The sequence below is a fragment of the Wolinella succinogenes DSM 1740 genome (assembly GCF_000196135.1).
Taxonomy (GTDB): Bacteria; Campylobacterota; Campylobacteria; order Campylobacterales; family Helicobacteraceae; genus Wolinella; species Wolinella succinogenes.
Window position 1 is genome coordinate 964219 of sequence record NC_005090.1, and the last position, 18779, is coordinate 982997.

At 49.8% G+C, this 18779-nt stretch carries 18 protein-coding genes; 4 read left to right on the forward strand and 14 right to left on the reverse strand.

Going from position 1 to position 18779, the window contains the following annotated elements; all coding sequences use genetic code 11:
• The first annotated feature begins 12 nt into the window (after positions 1-12).
• Complete coding sequence (locus WS_RS04810) at positions 13-1659, forward strand: hypothetical protein (RefSeq protein ID WP_041571770.1); 1647 nt, start codon at positions 13-15, stop codon at positions 1657-1659.
• A 3-nt stretch (positions 1660-1662) separates the two neighbouring features.
• Here WS_RS04810 and yedF read toward each other — a convergent pair whose 3' ends face one another.
• From yedF to WS_RS04865, 11 genes are all read right to left on the reverse strand, one after another.
• Positions 1663-2253: a sulfurtransferase-like selenium metabolism protein YedF gene (gene yedF / locus WS_RS04815; RefSeq protein ID WP_011138897.1), complete on the reverse strand. Its 591-nt coding sequence runs from the start codon at positions 2251-2253 to the stop codon at positions 1663-1665.
• Between the two features lie 48 nt (positions 2254-2301).
• Positions 2302-4305: a methyl-accepting chemotaxis protein gene (locus WS_RS04820; RefSeq protein WP_011138898.1), complete on the reverse strand. Its 2004-nt coding sequence runs from the start codon at positions 4303-4305 to the stop codon at positions 2302-2304.
• A 232-nt stretch (positions 4306-4537) separates the two neighbouring features.
• Positions 4538-5803 (reverse strand): uroporphyrinogen-III C-methyltransferase, encoded by a 1266-nt coding sequence (gene cobA / locus WS_RS04825; protein ID WP_011138899.1) that lies wholly within the window; start codon positions 5801-5803, stop codon positions 4538-4540.
• Entirely contained in the window at positions 5800-8094 is a 2295-nt protein-coding gene (locus WS_RS04830) for a sulfurtransferase TusA family protein (protein WP_011138900.1), read from the reverse strand. The genes cobA and WS_RS04830 overlap by 4 nt, the downstream gene beginning before the upstream one ends.
• A gap of 3 nt (positions 8095-8097) precedes the next feature.
• Complete coding sequence (locus tag WS_RS04835; RefSeq protein WP_011138901.1) at positions 8098-8490, reverse strand: M67 family metallopeptidase; 393 nt, start codon at positions 8488-8490, stop codon at positions 8098-8100.
• Positions 8474-9292: a HesA/MoeB/ThiF family protein gene (locus WS_RS04840; RefSeq protein WP_011138902.1), complete on the reverse strand. Its 819-nt coding sequence runs from the start codon at positions 9290-9292 to the stop codon at positions 8474-8476. The genes WS_RS04835 and WS_RS04840 overlap by 17 nt, the downstream gene beginning before the upstream one ends.
• The gene (gene thiS / locus WS_RS04845) at positions 9289-9498 is read right to left on the reverse strand and encodes a sulfur carrier protein ThiS (RefSeq protein WP_011138903.1); all 210 of its coding nucleotides are present in this window, start codon (positions 9496-9498) and stop codon (positions 9289-9291) included. The genes WS_RS04840 and thiS overlap by 4 nt, the downstream gene beginning before the upstream one ends.
• Positions 9495-10874, reverse strand: a complete 1380-nt coding sequence (locus tag WS_RS04850) for a sulfate adenylyltransferase subunit 1 (RefSeq protein WP_011138904.1) — start codon at positions 10872-10874, stop codon at positions 9495-9497. Before WS_RS04850 ends, thiS begins: the two co-directional genes overlap by 4 nt.
• Positions 10874-11752 (reverse strand): sulfate adenylyltransferase subunit CysD, encoded by an 879-nt coding sequence (gene cysD, locus WS_RS04855; protein WP_011138905.1) that lies wholly within the window; start codon positions 11750-11752, stop codon positions 10874-10876. Before cysD ends, WS_RS04850 begins: the two co-directional genes overlap by 1 nt.
• A complete protein-coding gene (locus WS_RS04860) occupies positions 11740-12423 on the reverse strand; it encodes a phosphoadenylyl-sulfate reductase (protein WP_011138906.1) in 684 nt (227 codons plus the stop codon). Before WS_RS04860 ends, cysD begins: the two co-directional genes overlap by 13 nt.
• Entirely contained in the window at positions 12420-12647 is a 228-nt protein-coding gene (locus WS_RS04865) for a DUF2061 domain-containing protein (RefSeq protein ID WP_041571771.1), read from the reverse strand. Before WS_RS04865 ends, WS_RS04860 begins: the two co-directional genes overlap by 4 nt.
• 215 nt (positions 12648-12862) lie before the next feature.
• Between WS_RS04865 and WS_RS04870 the strand changes: the two genes are divergently transcribed.
• Together WS_RS04870 and WS_RS04875 are read left to right on the forward strand one after the other, a co-directional pair.
• Positions 12863-14086 (forward strand): aminotransferase class V-fold PLP-dependent enzyme, encoded by a 1224-nt coding sequence (locus tag WS_RS04870; RefSeq protein WP_011138908.1) that lies wholly within the window; start codon positions 12863-12865, stop codon positions 14084-14086.
• Positions 14087-14129: 43 nt separating this feature from the next.
• Positions 14130-14933, forward strand: coding sequence for a class I SAM-dependent methyltransferase (locus WS_RS04875; protein WP_011138909.1), 804 nt, complete (start codon positions 14130-14132; stop codon positions 14931-14933).
• A gap of 3 nt (positions 14934-14936) precedes the next feature.
• Here WS_RS04875 and WS_RS04880 read toward each other — a convergent pair whose 3' ends face one another.
• The 3 genes from WS_RS04880 to WS_RS04890 form a co-directional block, all read right to left on the reverse strand.
• The gene (locus WS_RS04880) at positions 14937-16130 is read right to left on the reverse strand and encodes a multidrug effflux MFS transporter (RefSeq protein ID WP_011138910.1); all 1194 of its coding nucleotides are present in this window, start codon (positions 16128-16130) and stop codon (positions 14937-14939) included.
• 4 nt (positions 16131-16134) lie between these two features.
• Positions 16135-17433 carry an O-acetylhomoserine aminocarboxypropyltransferase/cysteine synthase family protein gene (locus WS_RS04885; protein WP_011138911.1) on the reverse strand — a complete coding sequence of 433 codons (1299 nt, stop codon included), beginning with the start codon at positions 17431-17433 and terminating at the stop codon, positions 16135-16137.
• Positions 17434-17537: 104 nt separating this feature from the next.
• On the reverse strand, positions 17538-18251 hold the full coding sequence (locus WS_RS04890) for a YebC/PmpR family DNA-binding transcriptional regulator (protein ID WP_011138912.1): 714 nt from the start codon (positions 18249-18251) through the stop codon (positions 17538-17540).
• 165 nt (positions 18252-18416) lie between these two features.
• On the opposite strand from WS_RS04890, the gene cowN reads away from it, so the two are divergent.
• Positions 18417-18725: a N(2)-fixation sustaining protein CowN gene (gene cowN / locus WS_RS04895; RefSeq protein ID WP_041571772.1), complete on the forward strand. Its 309-nt coding sequence runs from the start codon at positions 18417-18419 to the stop codon at positions 18723-18725.
• Positions 18726-18779 lie beyond the last annotated feature (54 nt).

The window sequence follows — 18779 nt, forward strand, 5'->3', positions numbered from 1 at the left end:
CTAGGAAGTGCCGTGACTTTTAAAGAGTGCCATCTCGTGGTGTTGGATCCCTCTAGGCTCATCAAGCCTCACCAAGAGATCTACCTTGTAGATCAATTTGGGCTCTCCTTTATCTACGATTCGGGTAAAAAGCTTTTTGAGGGGTTGAGAAGCCACCCTATGGATGTTTTGCTCCTGTTCTTGGGGGATGGAGCCAACAAGGAGGCGTTAGAGACGCTTTGTACTCTCAAAGAGCAAAATCCTGATCTTCCCTTGATTATTGCCACCCAAGAGGGGACGGCTGAGCTTGATAAGATTCTCTCCTTTTCATCCATGGGCTATCTCCCTTTGGAGTGGGACGAGGATCGCTTGGCGGGTTTTTTGAAGACCCAAGGCAGGATGATCACTTGTTATGCGCTCAAGGCCTCTAAAGAGCGAGGTTTGGGGATAGAAGAGCGAAGCGTGGAGGAGGCAATTGCCCACTTTTTTGCTCAAGCTAAAGAGCGACTTGGGGTCTTTGAATTTCGTCATGAGGAGAGCAAAGAGCTTGACTACTCTCTCATGAAGCGTTTCATTCATACCGCCTATAACAACTTCATCGAGATTGACCCTAAGATCCAAGGCTTAAAAAAATTGAGTGAAGCCAAAGAGCGCTTTAGTGAGGCATTGGGAATCCAGTATCGTCTCCAGCGAAGAATCGGCTCCTCGATTGCCTACAATTATGAAGAGATATTTTTAAAAAGTCAGCCCCTTTATATTGATACGCTTCGAGCCCTTCAGCAGAGCATCCATAAAATCACTCTCTACCAAAAAGAGATTGGAATCCTCTCGGCGCAGATGGATCGAATCAAGCTAGAGCAAAAAGGAGCAGGTATCGAGCCTGAGAGCAGAGAAGATTTGGAGCGCTCTTTTAAAAATGTCAATCGTCGTTATATCGATCGCGTGCATGAAGTGAAACGCCTCCAAGAGGAGCTTGGGGCGCTGGAGAAGCGCAGGGAAGAGCTTTGGGAGAGGGATTTTGATAATTTTGTGAGAATCTTTAGGGAGGAGGCGGGCAAATATGAGAAGGAGGCCAACGCTCTAGTCAATCGACTTGCCTATCGCTTTGATCGGATTCTTTGGATAGCCGCAAGAGAATCGCGCTTTGTTCGAGGTTATTTTGCCCAAGGGATGATTGAGGGGGTCTTCTCCTCTAAAACCTACCTCGATTACTATGTCAAACAGCTGGATAAAAGTCTCTATTCGGAGTTCAACCATCGCCTCATCAGCTATCGCCAGAAGATGGAGGAGGAGAATGCGATTCGTGTAGCGCTCCTGGGAAATGTCATGGAGGATTTGGCGCAAGAGGGGCGTCAGATGGAGGAGATTGATAGCTATATTCGCGTGGAGGTTTTCACCGCATCAACGCTGGAGCGATTCTTTACCAAGCTTCAAGAGGGGAGGTTTGAAATCATCGTGATGGAGGATGTGGTGGGGCGCTCGCTTTTTACGCAGCTCCATGAGCAGATTCAAGAGAGAATCGCCTCTGGCCTCTGTGCTCCTAAAAAAGTGGTGATTGCCCGCCACGCCAAAGAGCCCTCAAGGATTCGGCAAAAGGCGATGAAATTACGATTTGATGGAGTTTTGATAGTGCCTGTGACGAGGGAGAAGATCAAGAATCTTCTCCTCTCCATCGCCTAGTTTTTAAAGAGAGATCACTCCAGAAGAATCCAAAAGGGTGTTGATTGTCTCAAGAGCATTGCCGATTTTGCCCACTTTGAGCTCCTGAGCGAGACCAAAATAGTCTAGACAAGCTCCGCATGAGTAGATCTCCACTCCTTTTTTCTCAAGCAAAATGAGGTCATCAATGGTGGCTCGATTCTCCTCTTTGGTGGTGAGCCAAACGCCTCGATTGACGAAGATGATCTTTTTAGGGAGGGTGTTGGCCTCTAAGAGCGCCTTGAGGAAACCTCGCGCCAGCTTTTCACCCAGCTCGCTACGCTCTCCGATGCAGTCATCTTTCACGAACATCACCTTCTCACCGCTCTCTCTGGAGGGCTTAGGTGAGGCGAGGGTGCACTCATAGCCCTTGGTGAGAGTGATGAGGAACTCTCCTCCCGCTCTCTCTTCGAGTGAGGCGCCATAGCCGCTATTTTGGGCAAATCGTAAAATGTTCTCCTTGGAGGCTTCGGTATTCCCGAGAACCTCGAGTATGCCTTCCGTGCCTAGGGCATCTAGAGCTTTTTTGGTCCTTATGACGGGCTCTGGACAACCCAAGTTGCGAACATCAATCACTCTCTATCCTTTTTGTTGGAATAAAGCTAAAGCATACCTCAAAAAGGCTCAAAGTTTGAACTGCGAGAGGCGCTCGTTGATCTCGGAGGTCTTCTGGTCAAGGCGATGGGAAGCCTCTGAAATATAGCCCATGCTTTGAGCAATCTCTTGGAGGCGTGCATTGATCTGCTCGCTATTGCCTAGAAGCTCGTTGGAATTTTCGCCAAGCTCCTTGGAGCTTTCTAGCGAGTTTTGGGCGATAGAGACGGCTTCTTGCATGATCTGGGCTACGCTTGTGATCTTCTCTTCCACTTCAGAGGAGGCATCCACGAGCTGATAGATTCGACCTGAATTGTCGTTCATCTGGGCGCTCACATCGCTGATGGCCTGCATGAGGGTGTTGATGGTGATATTGATCTCACCCAAGCTCTTTTGGGTGCGCTCGGCAAGCTTTCGCACCTCATCGCTCACCACGGCAAATCCTCGTCCATGCTCTCCTGCCCTGGCAGCCTCAATCGCAGCGTTGAGAGCGAGAAGGTTGGTTTGGTCGGCAATATCAGCGATGACGGTGAGCACTCCTTTGATGTTTTGGGCGTCTTGATTGAGCGAATGAATGCTTTCAGCGAGCATCTCTTCGGTTTTGGCATCCTCTTTGACGCTTTCAGAGAGCTTGACCATAAAGGAGGAGGCTGCACCCAGCTGCTCTTGGGCTCCTTGAATATCATGGGCGGTTTTATCCGCTTCGGCGAGATTTTGGCTGACCACCTCTTCCATGCGTTTTCCGACCCCAATCGTATTCTCAGAGAGGCTAGAGCTCTGGGCGGTGTTCTGCTTCACGCGCTCAGCGGTAGAGAGGAGATCATGCGAGATTTGAGTGTTTTCATGACTCTGCTTGGAGAGCTCTAGAAGAATCTCCCTAATGGAATCGAGGAATCGATCCAGAGCTAAAGCGATCGTGCCGATCTCATCTTTGCAATGAAGCCCAATAGGGTGGCTTAAATCCTTCTCTCTTTGGATGTGGAGGAGTCGATCCTGCACGATGGCCACCCTAGAGATGATATCTTTGGCAATAAGGAAGCCAAAAAGTAGAGCAAAAAGCACCACAATGGAGATTCCAAGGAGGGCGAGCGTGAACTCCAAGGAGGAGCGCTCTTTGATCTCTACAATATCTTTGATGAGCTTCATGGCAAGGTGATCTTCAACTTTTTTGAGGAGATCGATCTTTTCGGTGATAGTGGAAAACCAGTAGGTCGCCTCGATCCCAAAGCCTCCCTCTAAGTAGCGCTCAAGCGCAATCTTTCTCATGCGCCCCACCTCTTCCACACTTTTGCCTTGGAGGGTTTTTTGGTAGAAGCTCACATCCTCCTTTTGCCCGAAGGTTTGGAAGGATTTCATGAAGGTCTCCTGCTCGGTGAGGAGGGCGACGAATCGCTGGTAAATTCCTGGGGCGAATCGATCCTGGCTGAAGGTGTTAGAGAGGGTCGCACGCTCCAATCCTGCCCGCTCCTTGGAGAGCAAAAAGTTGGTGTAGGCAAAGAGGCGCCGAGTGATCTTGCTGTGTGTACTCATGTTGGCGATGGAGCCGATGGTGTCGATTCCATGGGAGATGGTGGTGGTATAGTAGCCAAGCACTTCGGCGATATTTACATTGAGGCTATCGACTTTTTGGCGGATAGAATCACGATTCTTTATCGCCTTTTGGCCCTCTTGCAAGAAGCCTTGGAAACTTTGATCATAGCGTGTGGGATCAAAGTTTTTCAAAAAGCTCTCCAATTCGGCGATTTTGGTGTTGGTGAGCTGGCGCTGCTCGCGCAAAATATCGCCAAATTTCTCCCCCTTGCTTCCCAAAAATCCCGCTGAGGCGCCACGCTCTTTTTGGAGCTCATGCACTACCTGTGAGATTTGGGTGGAGAGAATGACGCTCTGCTCTAAGAGGAGACTCTCGTTTTTGAGCCTGTAACGCTCTCCTATGATAATGCCCGAGAGGAGAAGAAGGGCAAGAACGGGAATGAAGATAACCAGCTTCATTTTGGTGGCAATTTTGAGATTTTGGATGAAGGCAAGCATGGACATTTCTCGCTTTTGGTTTAGAATAGGTGCAGAATCCTGACTAACATTATAAACAAATAAGTTTTGAAAGGTTCTTGACGCAAGTCAATCAAACATAAAGGATTCTGGAGTAAAATCGCTCCAGATTATTGAGTTGGTCGGGCAAAAGTTTGGTCATGTCCTCTTGCTCGGTAATTTAGGGACTAAATCCTCTGCCATCCCTCCTTCACACACATTGGATTTGGGTCCCGCTTCTTCACTCTAGAATCACTCTCTCCCCTACATAAGGCATCCTTAACGACTCTTTCACCGCTTCTCCAATCACCAAAATCGCTGGTTTTTCACACTCTTTGGCCATCTCTTCTAAGCAGCCTAGATTTCCAATGACACTTTTAGGCGATGGGGAATCGATCTTTGAGACAAACGCGGCTGGAATCGTTAGAGGAACCCCCCGATTCTTGGCTCCTAGCGTGATCTCTCTGGCAAAACTATGCGCCATGAGAACCACGAGCGTATAGGGAGAATCTTTGAGCCACGCCAGCCACTCATCATGAAAGCGACTCTCCTTAAGGTGGGCGGAGACAACCAGTGCGCCCGCGGAAACTCCACGGAGCGTGGGAGTGATTCCGCTTTGGAGGCAGCCCGCCAAAAAGGAGGTGACGCCACTTAAGAGCTCAACCTCGATTCCTTGTTCCATCAAGAATCCAGCCTCCTCCGCCACGCGACCAAACACCATCGGATCACCCCCCTTAAGGCGCCCGACATTAAGCCCCTCTTTGGCGTAGCGCAACATGAGCCCATTGATCTCCTCTTGGGTGTAGCTGTGGCAACCCTTCTGCTTGCTGACGCTGATTTGGAGGCATTGGGGCGATAAAAGATTGAGAATCTCCTCTCCCACAAGTGCATCGATGAGCGCCACATCCAAAATCTCAATCGTCTCTAGGGCTTTGAGGGTGAGATTGCCCACGCTATGGGGGCCACAACCAATCAAAAAGACCTTTCCCAGTGCCTTTTGGATGGAGGGCAGGGCGCTTTTAGGATCGATTCGTCCTTTTTGGCGCTCCTCTTTGAGACGATTTAAAAGCGGTGCAAGAAGCGAGGGAAGGAATCGAGCGATCTTATCACGCACGCCTTGGGCTAGCGTGGGTGAAGCGCCGCCACTACTGACTGAAACGCACAGATCACCCCGCCGCACTGTGGCACTAAAATAGAAGTCGCAAAGCGCGGGAACATCCACCACATTAAGCCAGTAGCGATACTCCTTTTTGTGTTCCCAAAGCCACCTCCCCAAAGCCTCATCGCCCGTGGCATCGATGATGAGATCAAAGCCTTCGAGCTCTTGGGGTGAAAAAGGGGCAAGTTTTACCTCTTTGTCCAAAAAATAGTCATCGCGCACCTCTTTGGCAAGGATAAAGAGGGGGCAGTCTGATTCCAAGATCGCTCGTGCCTTTTGTGCAGCGACCTTCCCCGCTCCAATAAGAAGAATCTTCTTGGGGGTGAGGGCTAGAGGGAGAGGATTCATCGTTTTTGAATCCTCACGCGCCACCCTTTTCCCTCTTTGGTTTGGCCTAGGATGAGGTGACCCTCGTTGGCTACGGATTTGGGGACATTTTCGATGGGAGCGCCCTCATCGAGCAAAATCTCCAAAATCTCGCCGCTTTGCATTTGGGCTAAGTCCATTTTGGTCTTGACAAAGTTCATGGGGCAGGCGACCCCTTGGTAATCTTTAAAGCGATGGGCACTAGAGGAGCTAGAGGTGGGGGCAAGAGGTGCTTCTTTTGGCTGCTCTTTGGCAAATTTCAGGCTATTATCCATGGTGCCATAAAGAGCAATGACCGCCTCACCTAGAGCTTTGAGCTCGATTCTTGGCCTGCCTTCTAAAAGGGGCGCAAAAGAGGAATCAATCAATCCTCCTTCGACAAAAAGTCGCCTGAACGCCTGAAGCACCGAGCGTTCATCGCGCGCCTCTTCGCCTTTGGTGATGAGGAGCATTCTTGAGGCGAGCAGGCGGATTTTGGCGAGATTCTCCTCCTCGTCTCCTCCCTCTAGCGCCTCTTTGAGTGCTTTTTTATCCGCCTCAATTAGGTCATACATTCCCGCGCTGCACTCACCCACTCCTCGACCTTTGAGCGAAAATATCTCTTCGCTTCCGTAGTCAAAGTAGGGGTTTTTATCCTCTTCAAAGCTAGGAATCTTGGCATAGGAAGAGGCGAGGTGGATGATTTGAGCCTCGCCCTCTTGATCCACCCATGCAGCAAAGTTCGCATAATGGGGCTTGGCATGGAGCCAAAGCTTGAGCACCTCTGTCACAAAAAGAGGAAGAGCATAGGCGCTCACCTCGGCGATTTTTTTGGCAAATCGAGTGGAATCTTCTTGGATGATGGCGCCCACAAGGACATTATAGGCGGGATAGGGATGACCTCCCTCTCGATTCACTTTGCCAAAAAATCCCAAATCAGCGATGGCGTGTTTTCCGCAGCTATTGGGGCATCCAGAGAGATGGATTCTAAAGCCTTGAAGCGCATCTAGGTCGATATTGGCTTTTTGGAGCTCTTTTTCTATTGCCACCACGGCTCCTCTGGGGCGCGTGATTCCAAGCTGGCAAGTGGCCGCGCCTGTGCAAGCGACCATATCCCCAAGAATCCTTGCGCGGCTTGATTGTCCTGAGAGCTCTTGAATAAGGGGGTAGAGCGAGAGAAGTTCATCGGCTTGGAGGTTTCTTAGGTAGAGATTCTGATCGCTTCCAAAACGAATCGACTCTTTGCCATACTTGAATCCTTGAAGGGCTTGGGCAAGGGATTTGGCGTGTTCTGATTCCAAGTCGCCCAATTTCAGGGGGACTTTGGCACTGTAGTAGCCTTTTTGTTTTTGAGGGATAACAAAGCGATTCCACCAGAGTTTTTGCTCTTGATTTAATGGAGGAATCTCATCGCTCTCTAAAGGGATTGCCTCAAAAGCCTCCTCTAGCTTAATCTCCCACCCCCCTTGATCGCGAAGCGCTTGGACCTCTTTAAAGACAAGCTCTCTAAATTGCCCCTCTCCAAGCTCCTCGATGAGGAATCGAAGTCTTGCGGCGTGCTTGTTTTTGCGATTGCCGTGCTGGTCAAAAACCTGCTTGATGGCTTGAGAAAAAAGGAATATCTCTTCTTGGGGTAAAAAGTCGATAAAAGCGCTTCCAAGGCGTGATTTAGCCCCCATGCCCCCAGCGACAAATAGACGGAATCCTCGCACTCCTTCGTGGATCTTGGCGATGAATCCCACATCGATGTAGGTGGCTCCGCCCCTATCCTCGCTAGAGCCACTGAAGGCGATTTTGAATTTTCTTGGGAGCGAATAGGAGTCTTTTGTCTCAAGCATTTTCGTGGTGAGAGAGAGCGCACAAGGAGTGACATCAAATGCCTCATCAGGGGCGATTCCTGCATAGGGATCGGCAGTGATGTTGCGCACGGTGTTCCCGCCTCCGCCTCGCCCTGTGAGCCCCATCTCATGAAGCGCTTGGATGATTTGGGGGAGATCTTGGAGCTTGGCATAGTGGAGCTGGACGCCTCCGCGCGTGGTGACATGGAGATGGGGTTTGGCGTAATGCTCGGCTAGAAGGGCGAGCGAGTGGAGTTGAGCGGGAGTAAGAATGCCCCCTGCTAGCTTCACTCTCACCATATAGGTGTCGCTCTCTCGTTGCTCATAGATTCCAAAGGGAACACGAATGGTTTTAAAGGTCAGTGCATCGAGTTTGCCCGCCATAAAGTCGGCGTGACTCTCTTTGAAAGAGGCAAAATCCTCAGCGACGGAGGGGGGTAGGGTGTAGTGGCTCATGATTTAGATCACCTCGATATTTTCGGGAGTGACGACTCCCTCTTTGATTTTAAAAGAGTTTAAAACAGGCTCCTTGGCCAGCGAGACAATGAGGTAGCTGAGGCTACTGTCATAGGCTAGGCGAATATCCTCATCGGAGGGTCTTGCAGGAGTGCTTGGGTGAGAGTGATAGCAGCCAATGAGCCGCAATCCCTCTTTTTGCGCCTCTTTAAAAGCGCTAAATTGTTCGGCGGGATCAAAGCTGAAATGCTCAGGGCTCGCATCGACATTCCTCATAGGAAAGAGCCGCTTCACCTCGCCCTCCACTCCAGCTACATAGCCGCACGCCTCTAAGGGAAGCTCTCTTTGGGCGTGCTCGATAATGGAATCAAAGAGCGCTTTAGGGATTTTGAGCATGATTCACCTCGCATATGGGTTGTTCATATTCGCGTAAAATCTTCACTCCCTCGCCTCCGCAAACACGACAATGGGGGTTTTTGGTGAATTTCACGGTGCGGAAATTCATGCTTTTGGCATCAAAGCTTAAAAGGCGATTATAGAGGGGTTCGCCTACGCCTGTAATCACTTTGAGCGCCTCGGCGGCTTGAATGGTGCCAAGCATCCCTGCAATCGCCCCTAAAATCCCTGCGCTAGAGCAGGTGGGAATAGAGCCAGCGGGGGGAGGCTGATCAAAGACACACGCATAGCAGGCGCTCTCTCCCGGTTTTATGGTCATGCTCTGCCCTGCAAATTTCAAGATTCCACCGTGGGAGTAGGGTTTGCCCGCCATGACACACGCATCATTGATGAGGAATTTGGCCGCAAAATTATCCGTCCCATCGATGATAAAATCGTAGGGGGCGATGATTCGTGAGATGTTTTCGGCATTGATCATGATCTGCCAAGTTTGAACTCGAATATTGGGATTGAGCGCCTTGAGCTTGCGGCGTGCCGATTCGACTTTGGGGATTCCAATCTCATCCGTGGTGTGAATGATCTGGCGCTGAAGATTGCTCCGATCCACCACATCCCCATCGATGATTCCGATCTCTCCCACTCCCGCTGCGGCCAAATAGAAGGCAATGGGCGAACCAAGTCCGCCTGCACCGATGATAAGGACTTTGGAGTTCATGATCTTCTCTTGCCCCTCGATTCCCACCTCTTCAAGGATGATATGCCTTGAGTAGCGTTCTAGCTCCTCTTCGCTAAACTCTCTCATGCGCCCCCTCCCATGAAATATAAAAAGTTAATCGTATCGCCCTCTTTAAGCGAAGTGGTCGCATACTCAGGCTCTCTTAAAAACTCGTCATTGAGCTGAATGGAGACCATTTCAGGCATTTTAACCGATTCTAAAACCAAAAGCTCCTTCACGCTTAAGCCCTCTTTTTCAAAACTCTTATTCTCTCCGTTGATGATGAGATTCATGCTTTTTCTCCTTGTGTGATGGGTGATGGGGTGAGTGTAAAACGATGAGGAAAATATTTTTGCAATAACGCAAAAAGCTCCTCCTCAAAATCATTGACTTGGGGGGATTGGCTTGATTCTTCTAAGCCCTCTAAGACGATTCCTCCGCCTGCGGCATCAAATCCATCCACGATAACAAAACGCCCCAGGGTAGGATTCTCTCTAAAGGCTGTGAGCGCGATGGGGTGGGAGAGACGCAAGATCACTTGACCTGATTGATGGCGATATAAGGCCTCGTTTTGAAGTGATTCTTGAGATTCTTCATCCAAAATGCGCTCGATTCTCTCTAAGGAGGCTTTGACCTTGGCGCTCCCTAGTTTGAAAAGATACTCTCGCCCCGCTTGGAGAGGATTCTTGCCAAGCCAGATGAGATTGGCTTTGAGCCTTTGGACCGACCTTATGGGGGTTCTTTCTTGGGCTTTAGTGAGCACCTCACCGTTTTTGACATAGATCTCCTCTTGGAGGGTGAAACCCACGGCTTCATCGGCTTTAGCACTCTCTTTAAGGGGCGCGCTCCATGTTTCGATGCTTTTTAGATGCGCCTCTTTGCCCGAGGGAAGGAATCGTATCTTCTCGCCTACGCCAATAGAACCGCTTGCGATCGTGCCAGCGTAGATTCTCCGATCATCATTTTCATTGCTGAAGCGATAGACATCCTGCAAGGGCATTGCAAAAAAAGAGTGATCCTCGCGTGGGGCATTCTTAAAGCCATCCAGCACCTCTAACACGCTCTCTCCTTGATACCATGCCATCTCCGGAGCCTTTTGAATGAGGTTTTTACCCTCTCTAGCGCTGATGGGCACAAAGGCTTTAGGGGTGATTCCTAGGGTTTTGAGATAGGCTTCATACTCCGCTTGAATGGCTAAAAAGGCGTTTTTGTCATATCCAAGCGCGTCTAGCTTGTTGATCACAACAACCACCTGAGAGATCCCAAGGAGCGAGAGGAGCAGTCCATGGCGCTTGGAGTTCTCCGCCACCCCCTCAATCGCGTCAATCACCAAAACTGCCGCCACGGCTCTGGAGGCACCGCTCAACATATTGCGCAAAAACTCAATATGACCGGGCGCATCAATGATCACATACTCGCGCGCTTGGCTTTTAAAGAAGATTCGGGCGCTATCGATGGTGATGCCCTGTTTTTGCTCATCTTCGAGTGCGTCAAGAAGCATGGAGTATTCAAAAGGTCGGGCATTTTTGGCGCACGATTCCCTCACGCTCTCTAGCTTGCCCTGAGGCAATGAGCCTGTATCAGCGAGCAATCTCCCCACAAGCGTGCTTTTGCCATGATCGACATGGCCTGTGATGACGATATTCATCCTCTCCAAATGGGCTGACATTACATATACCCCTCTTTCCTCAAAGTTTCTAGCGTGCCGCCACCCTCTTTATCCTGCGCTCTGCCTGAACGCTCTGCAATATCTTTAAACTTCCCGCTCACGAGCTCCTCAATGATCTCTTTGGGATTCTTCGCGCTTGATTCCACGGGCGTGGTGCACGGATAGCATCCCAAAGAGCGGTAGCGCCTCCCTGTGCCTTGATCAAAATAGACAGGAATCACGGGAATCTTCTCTCGCTCGATATACTCCCAAATATTGAGCTCCGTCCACTCTAGGAGCGGATGGACGCGCACATGGGTGCTGGGGGCAAACTCGGTCTTGTAGAGATTCCATAGCTCAGGGGGTTGGGTGCTTGCGTCCCACTCGCTCTTTTCATCTCTGGCCGAAAAGACGCGCTCTTTAGAGCGGCTCCCTTCCTCATCGCTCCTTACGCCCACGATCACTGCATTATAGGCTTCTGCGTGTGCAAACTCTGTCCAAGAATCGCTCCTTGGATCATAGATTCTCCGCGCTCCTGTCCCCTCCAAGGTTCGCTTGAGCGCATCACTCTTGAGGCGTTTGCAGCAATCGAGTCGGCTTAAGCCATTGGGGTAGGTTTCACCTTTGGCGAGCGCCTCTTGATTCTGTCCAACCACGAGACGGAGCTTTAGCTCTTTGGCGATTCGGTCACGATAGGTGATCATCTCTGGAATCTTAAAGCTAGTGTCAATATGAATCAGCTCAAAGGGAACATGACCCAAAAAAGCCTTTTTGGCCAGCCACAAAAGCACCGTGCTATCTTTGCCAATCGACCAAAGCATCCCGATATTTTTAAACGATTTATAGGCTTCGCGCAAGATGAAAATGCTCTGCGCCTCTAGCCGCTCTAACTTGTCCATTGAGCTCCTTTTAGATGTAGTCCGCACTCTTTGTGTTCGGGATTTTCCCACCACCACCTTCCCGCTCTTAGCTCCTCGCCTGCCTCAATAGCGCGAGTGCAAGGCGAGCAGCCGATGCTTCGATAGCCCTCTGTGTAGAGAGGGTGAAGGGGGAGGGCGTGTTCCTTGATGTATTCAAAAACCTCTGTTTCGCTCCAAGTGCTTAGAGGATTGAATTTGAGCAGATCAAAAGTTTCATCAAATTCAACGCTCTTAAGCTCAGCGCGAGTGATCGACTGCTCGGCCCTAAGCCCTGTGACCCATGCACTCTTGCCTTTGAGGGCTTCTTTGAGGGGTTCGATTTTTCGCACACGGCAACAGCGATGGCGATTCTCTAAGCTTTCACGCATCCCCCACTCGCCAAGCTCTCGTTCAAGCTCTAAGAGCGCCTTGGGCGAGGGGTGATACTTTTGGATGGTGAGATTAAAAAATCGCTCCACTTCCTCATGAAAAGCGAGTGTTTGAGTAAAGAGTTTGCCCGTCTCTAGCGTGAAAACCTCAAAAGATCGAGGATAGTGTTTGAGCAAAAGATCGAGAACCACGACATCTTCGGCTTGATGGCTGAAGGCAAGCGTGATGAGGCCTTTGACCTCACAAAGGCGCTCCAGAGATTCTTTTGTGGCGTCTCTCATATGGTGTACTCCGGTGCTTTGGATTTTCCAAAGGAGATGCGATTCCACGCTCGCTCATGGAAATAGTAGAGGGCGGTTTTGGTGATGAGCTCAAATGCTCCAATAGAGAGAGCCGCCGTGAAATTGCCTGTGACAATGAAGCTAATGAGCATCGTATCAAGGGTGCCCGTGGCACGCCAAGAGATGGCTTTAATCAGACTGCGGCGTTTGAGTTCCTCCGCCATAATGATTCCTTGGATGGAATGGATTTGGCGAAATTCTAACGGAATCATTCTAAATAGTCAAGTATTTTGATTGATTTAATATAGATAATAAAATAATAGTCAAATTTTGCTCTAAAATAGGCAATTTTAAAAAACAGAGTAATATACTATACAAAGTCAAAAAAAGATATTGTCTAGTTATTTACTAGGTTTTATTTTAATCAAGGAGAGATCAAGTGAGGGGATTCACCACGAGGGCGCTTCATGTTCCCAAGGCCAAGAGAGACGTCCATGGAGCGCTTCGCACGCCCGTCTATGATAACGCGGCGTTTGAGTTTGAAAATAGCGATGAGATCGCCCAAGTTTCCTTGGGTAGGGCACTTGGGCATGTCTATAGCCGCTCTAGCAACCCCACGGTGGAGGATTTGGAGCAGCGCCTCAAGAATCTCACGGGAGCCTTGGGGGTGTTGGCGCTAGGGAGTGGGATGGCAGCGATCTCAACGGCGATTTTGACCTTGGCGAGGGCAGGGGATAGTGTGGTCACCACCGATCGTCTCTTTGGGCACACCCTCTCGCTCTTTCAAAAGACACTGCCTAGCTTTGGAATCGAGGTTCGTTTTGTGGATGTGATGGATTCTCTAGCAGTGGAGCATGCCTGTGATGAGACAACCAAGCTTCTTTTCTTGGAGACCATCAGCAATCCTCAACTTCAAGTGGCCGATCTAGAGGCTCTCTCTAAAGTGGTGCACGCCAAAGGAATCCCACTAGTGGTCGATACGACCATGACCCCTCCCTATCTTTTGGAGGCAAAACGCTTAGGGGTGGACATCGAAGTGCTCTCTTCAACCAAATTCATCTCAGGCGGAGGAACAAGCGTGGGAGGAGTCTTGATTGATCATGGACTTTTTGAGTGGAAGAGTCTCCCTTCGCTCGCTCCCTATTATGCCAAGGCGGGGCCGATGGCTTTCCTCTACAAGGCGCGCAAGGAGGTGTTTCAAAATCTAGGACCCTCGCTTAGCCCCCACAACGCCTATCTTCAAAGTTTGGGGTTGGAGACGATGGCGCTTCGAATCGAGCGTTCGTGTCAAAACGCCCAAGAGCTTGCGCATTGGCTTTTGTCTATCCCTCAGGTGAAATGCGTCAATCACCCTTCGCTCCCTGATTCTCCTTTTTATGCGATTGCTAAGCGTCAGTTTCGCTACGCAGGCTCGATTCTCACCTTTGAGTTGGAGAGCAAGGAGGCCTCCTATCGCTTCATGGATGCGCTCAAGCTCATTCGGCGCGCCACCAATATCCATGACAATAAAAGCCTCATCCTCTCCCCCTATCATGTCATCTATGCCCTCAATAGCCACGAAGAGCGCTTAAAGCTTGAGATATCTCCTGCAATGATGAGGCTTTCTGTGGGAATTGAAGAGATTGAAGATCTGAAAGAGGATATTTTGCAAGCGCTATGTTAAAATGACATAAAGTTTTAATCCCCTCCCTCCAAAAGGAATCGATATGCACCCCATGACCCTTGATGCGATTGACTTCAATCTCCTCTACCGCCTCCAGAAGCACTCCTCCACCTATAAGAAAAAGAGCCAAGAGGAGTGGGATGGGAAGGCTTGGGAGATCAATGAGAAAATCCATGAAGGATTTTATAATGATGAGATGGAGCGGCGTATTGATTTGGATGGAGTGCAGAGCCTGCTTGATGTGGGATGCGGGCCTGGCACCTTCGCCTTGCGATTTGCTCCAAGGCTCAAACAGGTCTATGCGCTAGATTACTCTCCAAAAATGTTGGAGGTTTTGGAACACAATGCCCAAAAACGCGCGATTAGCAATATCTGCCCCCTTTGTTTGGATCTGGAGGAGAGCTGGGAAGGGGTTGCGCCTTGCGATGTGGTGATCGCTTCTCGATGTCTTGAGGTCGAGGATATGCGTGCTGTGCTCCAAAAGCTCCATGAAAAAGCAAAGAAAGCGGTCTATATCACCTACAAAAATGGCGGAAGCTTCTTGGAGGCGGAAGTGCTAGAGGCGATGGGGCGCAAGATCACTCCAAAGCCCGATTATATCTATCTTCTCAATATTCTCTATCAGATGGGAATTCGCGCTTCGCTTGATTTTATCTCACCCCAAGGGGAGCCTTATGGCACTTTTGATTCATTTGAGAGTTACCATCGCTCGACCCTTTGGAGTATTGGCGAGATGACGCCTCAAGAAGAGGCGGGGCTCAAAGACTATTATGAGGCTTGTCAAAAAAAAGGGAAGACTCCCGCCCACAAAAATAGTAGCTGGGCGTTTATCTCATGGAGGAAATGAAGCCTAGTGGGCTCTCTTTTTTAACATGAGAAAGACTGCGATGGCGCTCCAGCCGCACACCGCGATCAAAAATCCTAACATCAAAGGGGTGGTCGCCCCTAAAGAGCCAACCCCCCAAGTTAAAATTCCCGCAAGAACAAACTGAATTGTCCCAAGGAGCGCGGAGGCAGAGCCTGCGTGCGAGGTGAAGTGTGCCATGGCTAGGGCTGTGGTGTTGGGCAGGATAAAGCCAAGAGCTGTGATATAGCCAAAAAGGGGAATTACAAAAGAGAAGAGCTCATGGGTCGCATAGGCTTGAACCAAAAGCAAGAGTGCACAGAGGGATTGACACAGAAGCGCTCTAGAGAGAATGGAAGTGGAGCTGTAGCGGCGAAGGAGTCGAGCGTTGATTTGTGAGCCAAGCACCAATCCTACGGCATTCGCACCAAAGAGAATCGCATAGCCCTGCTCGGAAAGCCCAAAGTGCTCGATAAAAAGAAAAGGTGAGCCCGCAATGTAGGCAAAAAGTCCTGCCATCGCCAAGCCTCCTGTTAGGGTGTAGGTGAGATAGTGGCGGTGATGGAGCAGGGATGAGTAGCTCTCTAGTGCCTTGGAAAGCTTTAAGGCAGAGCGTTTGGAGGGCTCTCGTGTCTCGGAGATTCCCAAAAAGGAGGAGAGAAGCACGATCGCCCCAAGGAAGGCGAGAAGATAGAAGATCGCCTCCCAGCCAATCGTCCCTAGAATTGAACCGCCGATAATGGGAGCAAGAATGGGGGCAACCCCAGAAATCATCATCATGGAGGAGTAGATTCCTGCCGCCTCTTCGGCCCTAAAAAGATCGCTCACAATGGCGCGCGCAATGACGATCCCCGCGCAAGCGCCGAGGGCTTGAAGAAATCGCAAAAAGATCAGCATCTCCACGCTCTTAGCCCAAACGCAACCTATGGAGGCAACGATAAAGAGAATCACGCCTGCATAGAGTGGCTTTTTACGACCATAGGCATCACTCAAAGGACCATAGAAGAGTTGACCCAAGGCAAAAGCGACAAAAAAAGAGGCGAGAGTGAGTTGAATAGCGCTTGCGTCGGCATGGAAGAATCCTTGCAAAAAGGGAAGGGCGGGGAGGTACATATCAATGGAGAGCGGCGCGAGGCTCGTCATCATCCCAAGAATGATGATGAGCCCAAGGGTGGCGTGTTTTTGTGGTATAGAGTCCAAAATCTTAAGCTTTGGCTAGGGCTTGCTCAAGATCGCCCAAAATATCTTCGATGTGCTCAATTCCCACAGAGAGGCGCACAAAGCCATCGCTCACGCCCGTGCTGAGGCGCTCCTCTTTGGAGAGCTGCTGGTGGGTGGTGCTCGCGGGGTGGATCGCTAGGGATTTAGCATCGCCCACATTGGCTAGATGGGAGAAGAGCTGGAGAGAATCGATAAAGCGTCGCCCCGCCTCCACTCCGCCTTTGATCTCAAAGCCAACAATCGCACCTGCGCCAAATTTGAAGTAGCGTTGCGCTCGCTCGCTCTCGACCTTATCGCCCACTCCTGGATAGATGACTCGTTCGATTTTAGGGTGATTGGAGAGGAAGGCGCTCACTTTTTGGGCGTTTTCAACATGGCGCTCCATACGAAGATGGAGGGTCTCTACTCCTTGAAGAATCAAGAAGGAGTTAAAGGGTGAGATGGCGGCACCAAGATCGCGAAGCACGGATATTCTCGCCTTGATGATGTAGGCGATATTGCCTAGAGGCTCTAGGGCGCTGATGAATTCAGCACCATGGTAGCTCTCATCGGGCGCAGCAATGAGGGGGAATTTGAGCTCTCCATCCTCGCCTTTGACGCTCCAGTCAAACTTTCCTCCATCCACGATGATTCCCCCAAGGCTCGTGCCGTGGCCGCCAAGGAATTTGGTCGCTGAGTAGACTACAATATCCGCTCCATGAAGGAGGGGCTTAAAGATGTAGGGGGTGAGGGTGTTGTCAATAATGAGAGGGATATGGTGCTCGTGGGCGATTTTGGAGAGTTTTTCTATATCAGTGACATTGAGCTTTGGATTCCCGATACTCTCGGCATAGATCGCTTTGGTCTTGGGTGTGATGAGCGCTTGAACACCCTCAAGGCGGCTAGAATCGGCGAATTTGACGGTGATTCCACTTTTTTTGAGCGTGTGCTTGAAGAGGTTGTAGGTGCCGCCATAAAGATTATCCAGCGAGATCACCTCATCGCCCACTTGGGCAATATTAAAAATTGCTGCTGCGATAGCCGCTTGACCTGAGGCTAGCGCCAGTGCTCCCACGCCTCCATCTAGAGCATTGATGCGTTTTTCAAGCACATCAGTGGTGGGATTCATGAGTCGTGTGTAGATGTTACCAAACTCTTTGAGTCCGAAGAGATTCGCGGCATGTTCGGTGTTATCAAACTGGTAAGAGGTGGTCTGATAGAGGGGGACGGCGCGGGATTTAGTCACTGGGTCAATCGTGTATCCTGCATGCAGTAGGGCAGTCTCATCTTTGTGGGCTGGCATAGAATCTCCTTTGGTCAGCTCTAGGGATAGGGTGGAAATTTCCCCTAATCGTAGCCGAAAATTCCCATATTGTCAAGTATCTCTATTGAATTACTAAAGAATTATCAAGCGATGTTGGTGAAAACCGCCTGAACATCATCATCATCTTCGATTCGGTCGATGAGCTTCTCAATGTCGGCCAATTGCTCTTCGCTGAACTCCACAGGGGTGTTGGCGATGCGTTGGAGGCTCGCTTTGGTCACATCAATCTTGAGCTCCTCTAGCGTAGAGGAGAGGGAGCCAAACTGTGTATAGTCGCCATAGACATAGAGGGTCTCCTCTTGTTCATCAAGCTCTTCTAGCCCCGCATCAATGAGGACAAGCTCTAATTCCTCTCTATCCATATGGAGATGGCTTTTGGGGAATTCAAAGACCGCTTTATGAGAGAACATGAACTCCAAAGAGCCATTTTGAAGTAGCTGTCCGCCGATTTTGTTGATATAACTTTTGACATTGGCAACCGTTCGAGTGGGGTTGTCCGTGGCGCACTCGATAAAAAGAAGCACGCCATGGGGTCCCTTGGCTTCGTAGTTCACTTCGGTGATGACAACCCCATCTTTACCCAAAGCGCGTTTAATCGCGGCATCGATGTTGTCTTTGGGCATATTTTGGGCTTTGGCGTTGGTGATGGCAGTGCGGAGTTTGGCATTCATCTCAGGATCAGCTCCGCCCTCTTTGGCAGCAATAGTGATGAGCTTGCCTAGTTTGGGGAAAAGTTTAGACATTTTGTCCCAGCGTTTTTCTTTGGCCGCACGGCGATATTCAAAGGCTCGTCCCATACAGATTCCTTCTTTGGTTTGTAGCATTTTAGGGTTTTATGGCGCGGATTATAGCTTTTTTCCTCTAGGTCGAAGATTAAAAAAGGGCAGAAATGTGGAGCGGAACAGCTTATGCAAAGCGCTCTTGAATAAATGTCGTCTATTTTTATCAACAAAGGAGTTGAAATGATGGAGAGCGAAAAATCAGGGGGCATGGATCGCTATGTCACTTTTGAGCGGATTGACTGTTTTAAAAATGCTCATGAAGTGGTGAGCAATGCGTTACGGGTGCTAGAGGCAAATCCAGAAATGAAGAATCCTTTTTGGGAGAAGTTTTGCTCCAAGATTCCTGACTCTTTTTATAGCTACACGCCCCAAGAAGATCTTCTCTATCTCGTCTGTGCCAATGTTTTTTATCTCGAAGAGCTTTTTGATGAGGCGGAAGATGAAGAGGGGCAAGCGATCATGAGTCGCTGTGAATTTGAGTGCTGTTAAAAGAGTGAGAATTCATCTTTTTATTTTGCTATAATCCAGCTCGTTACGATTCTT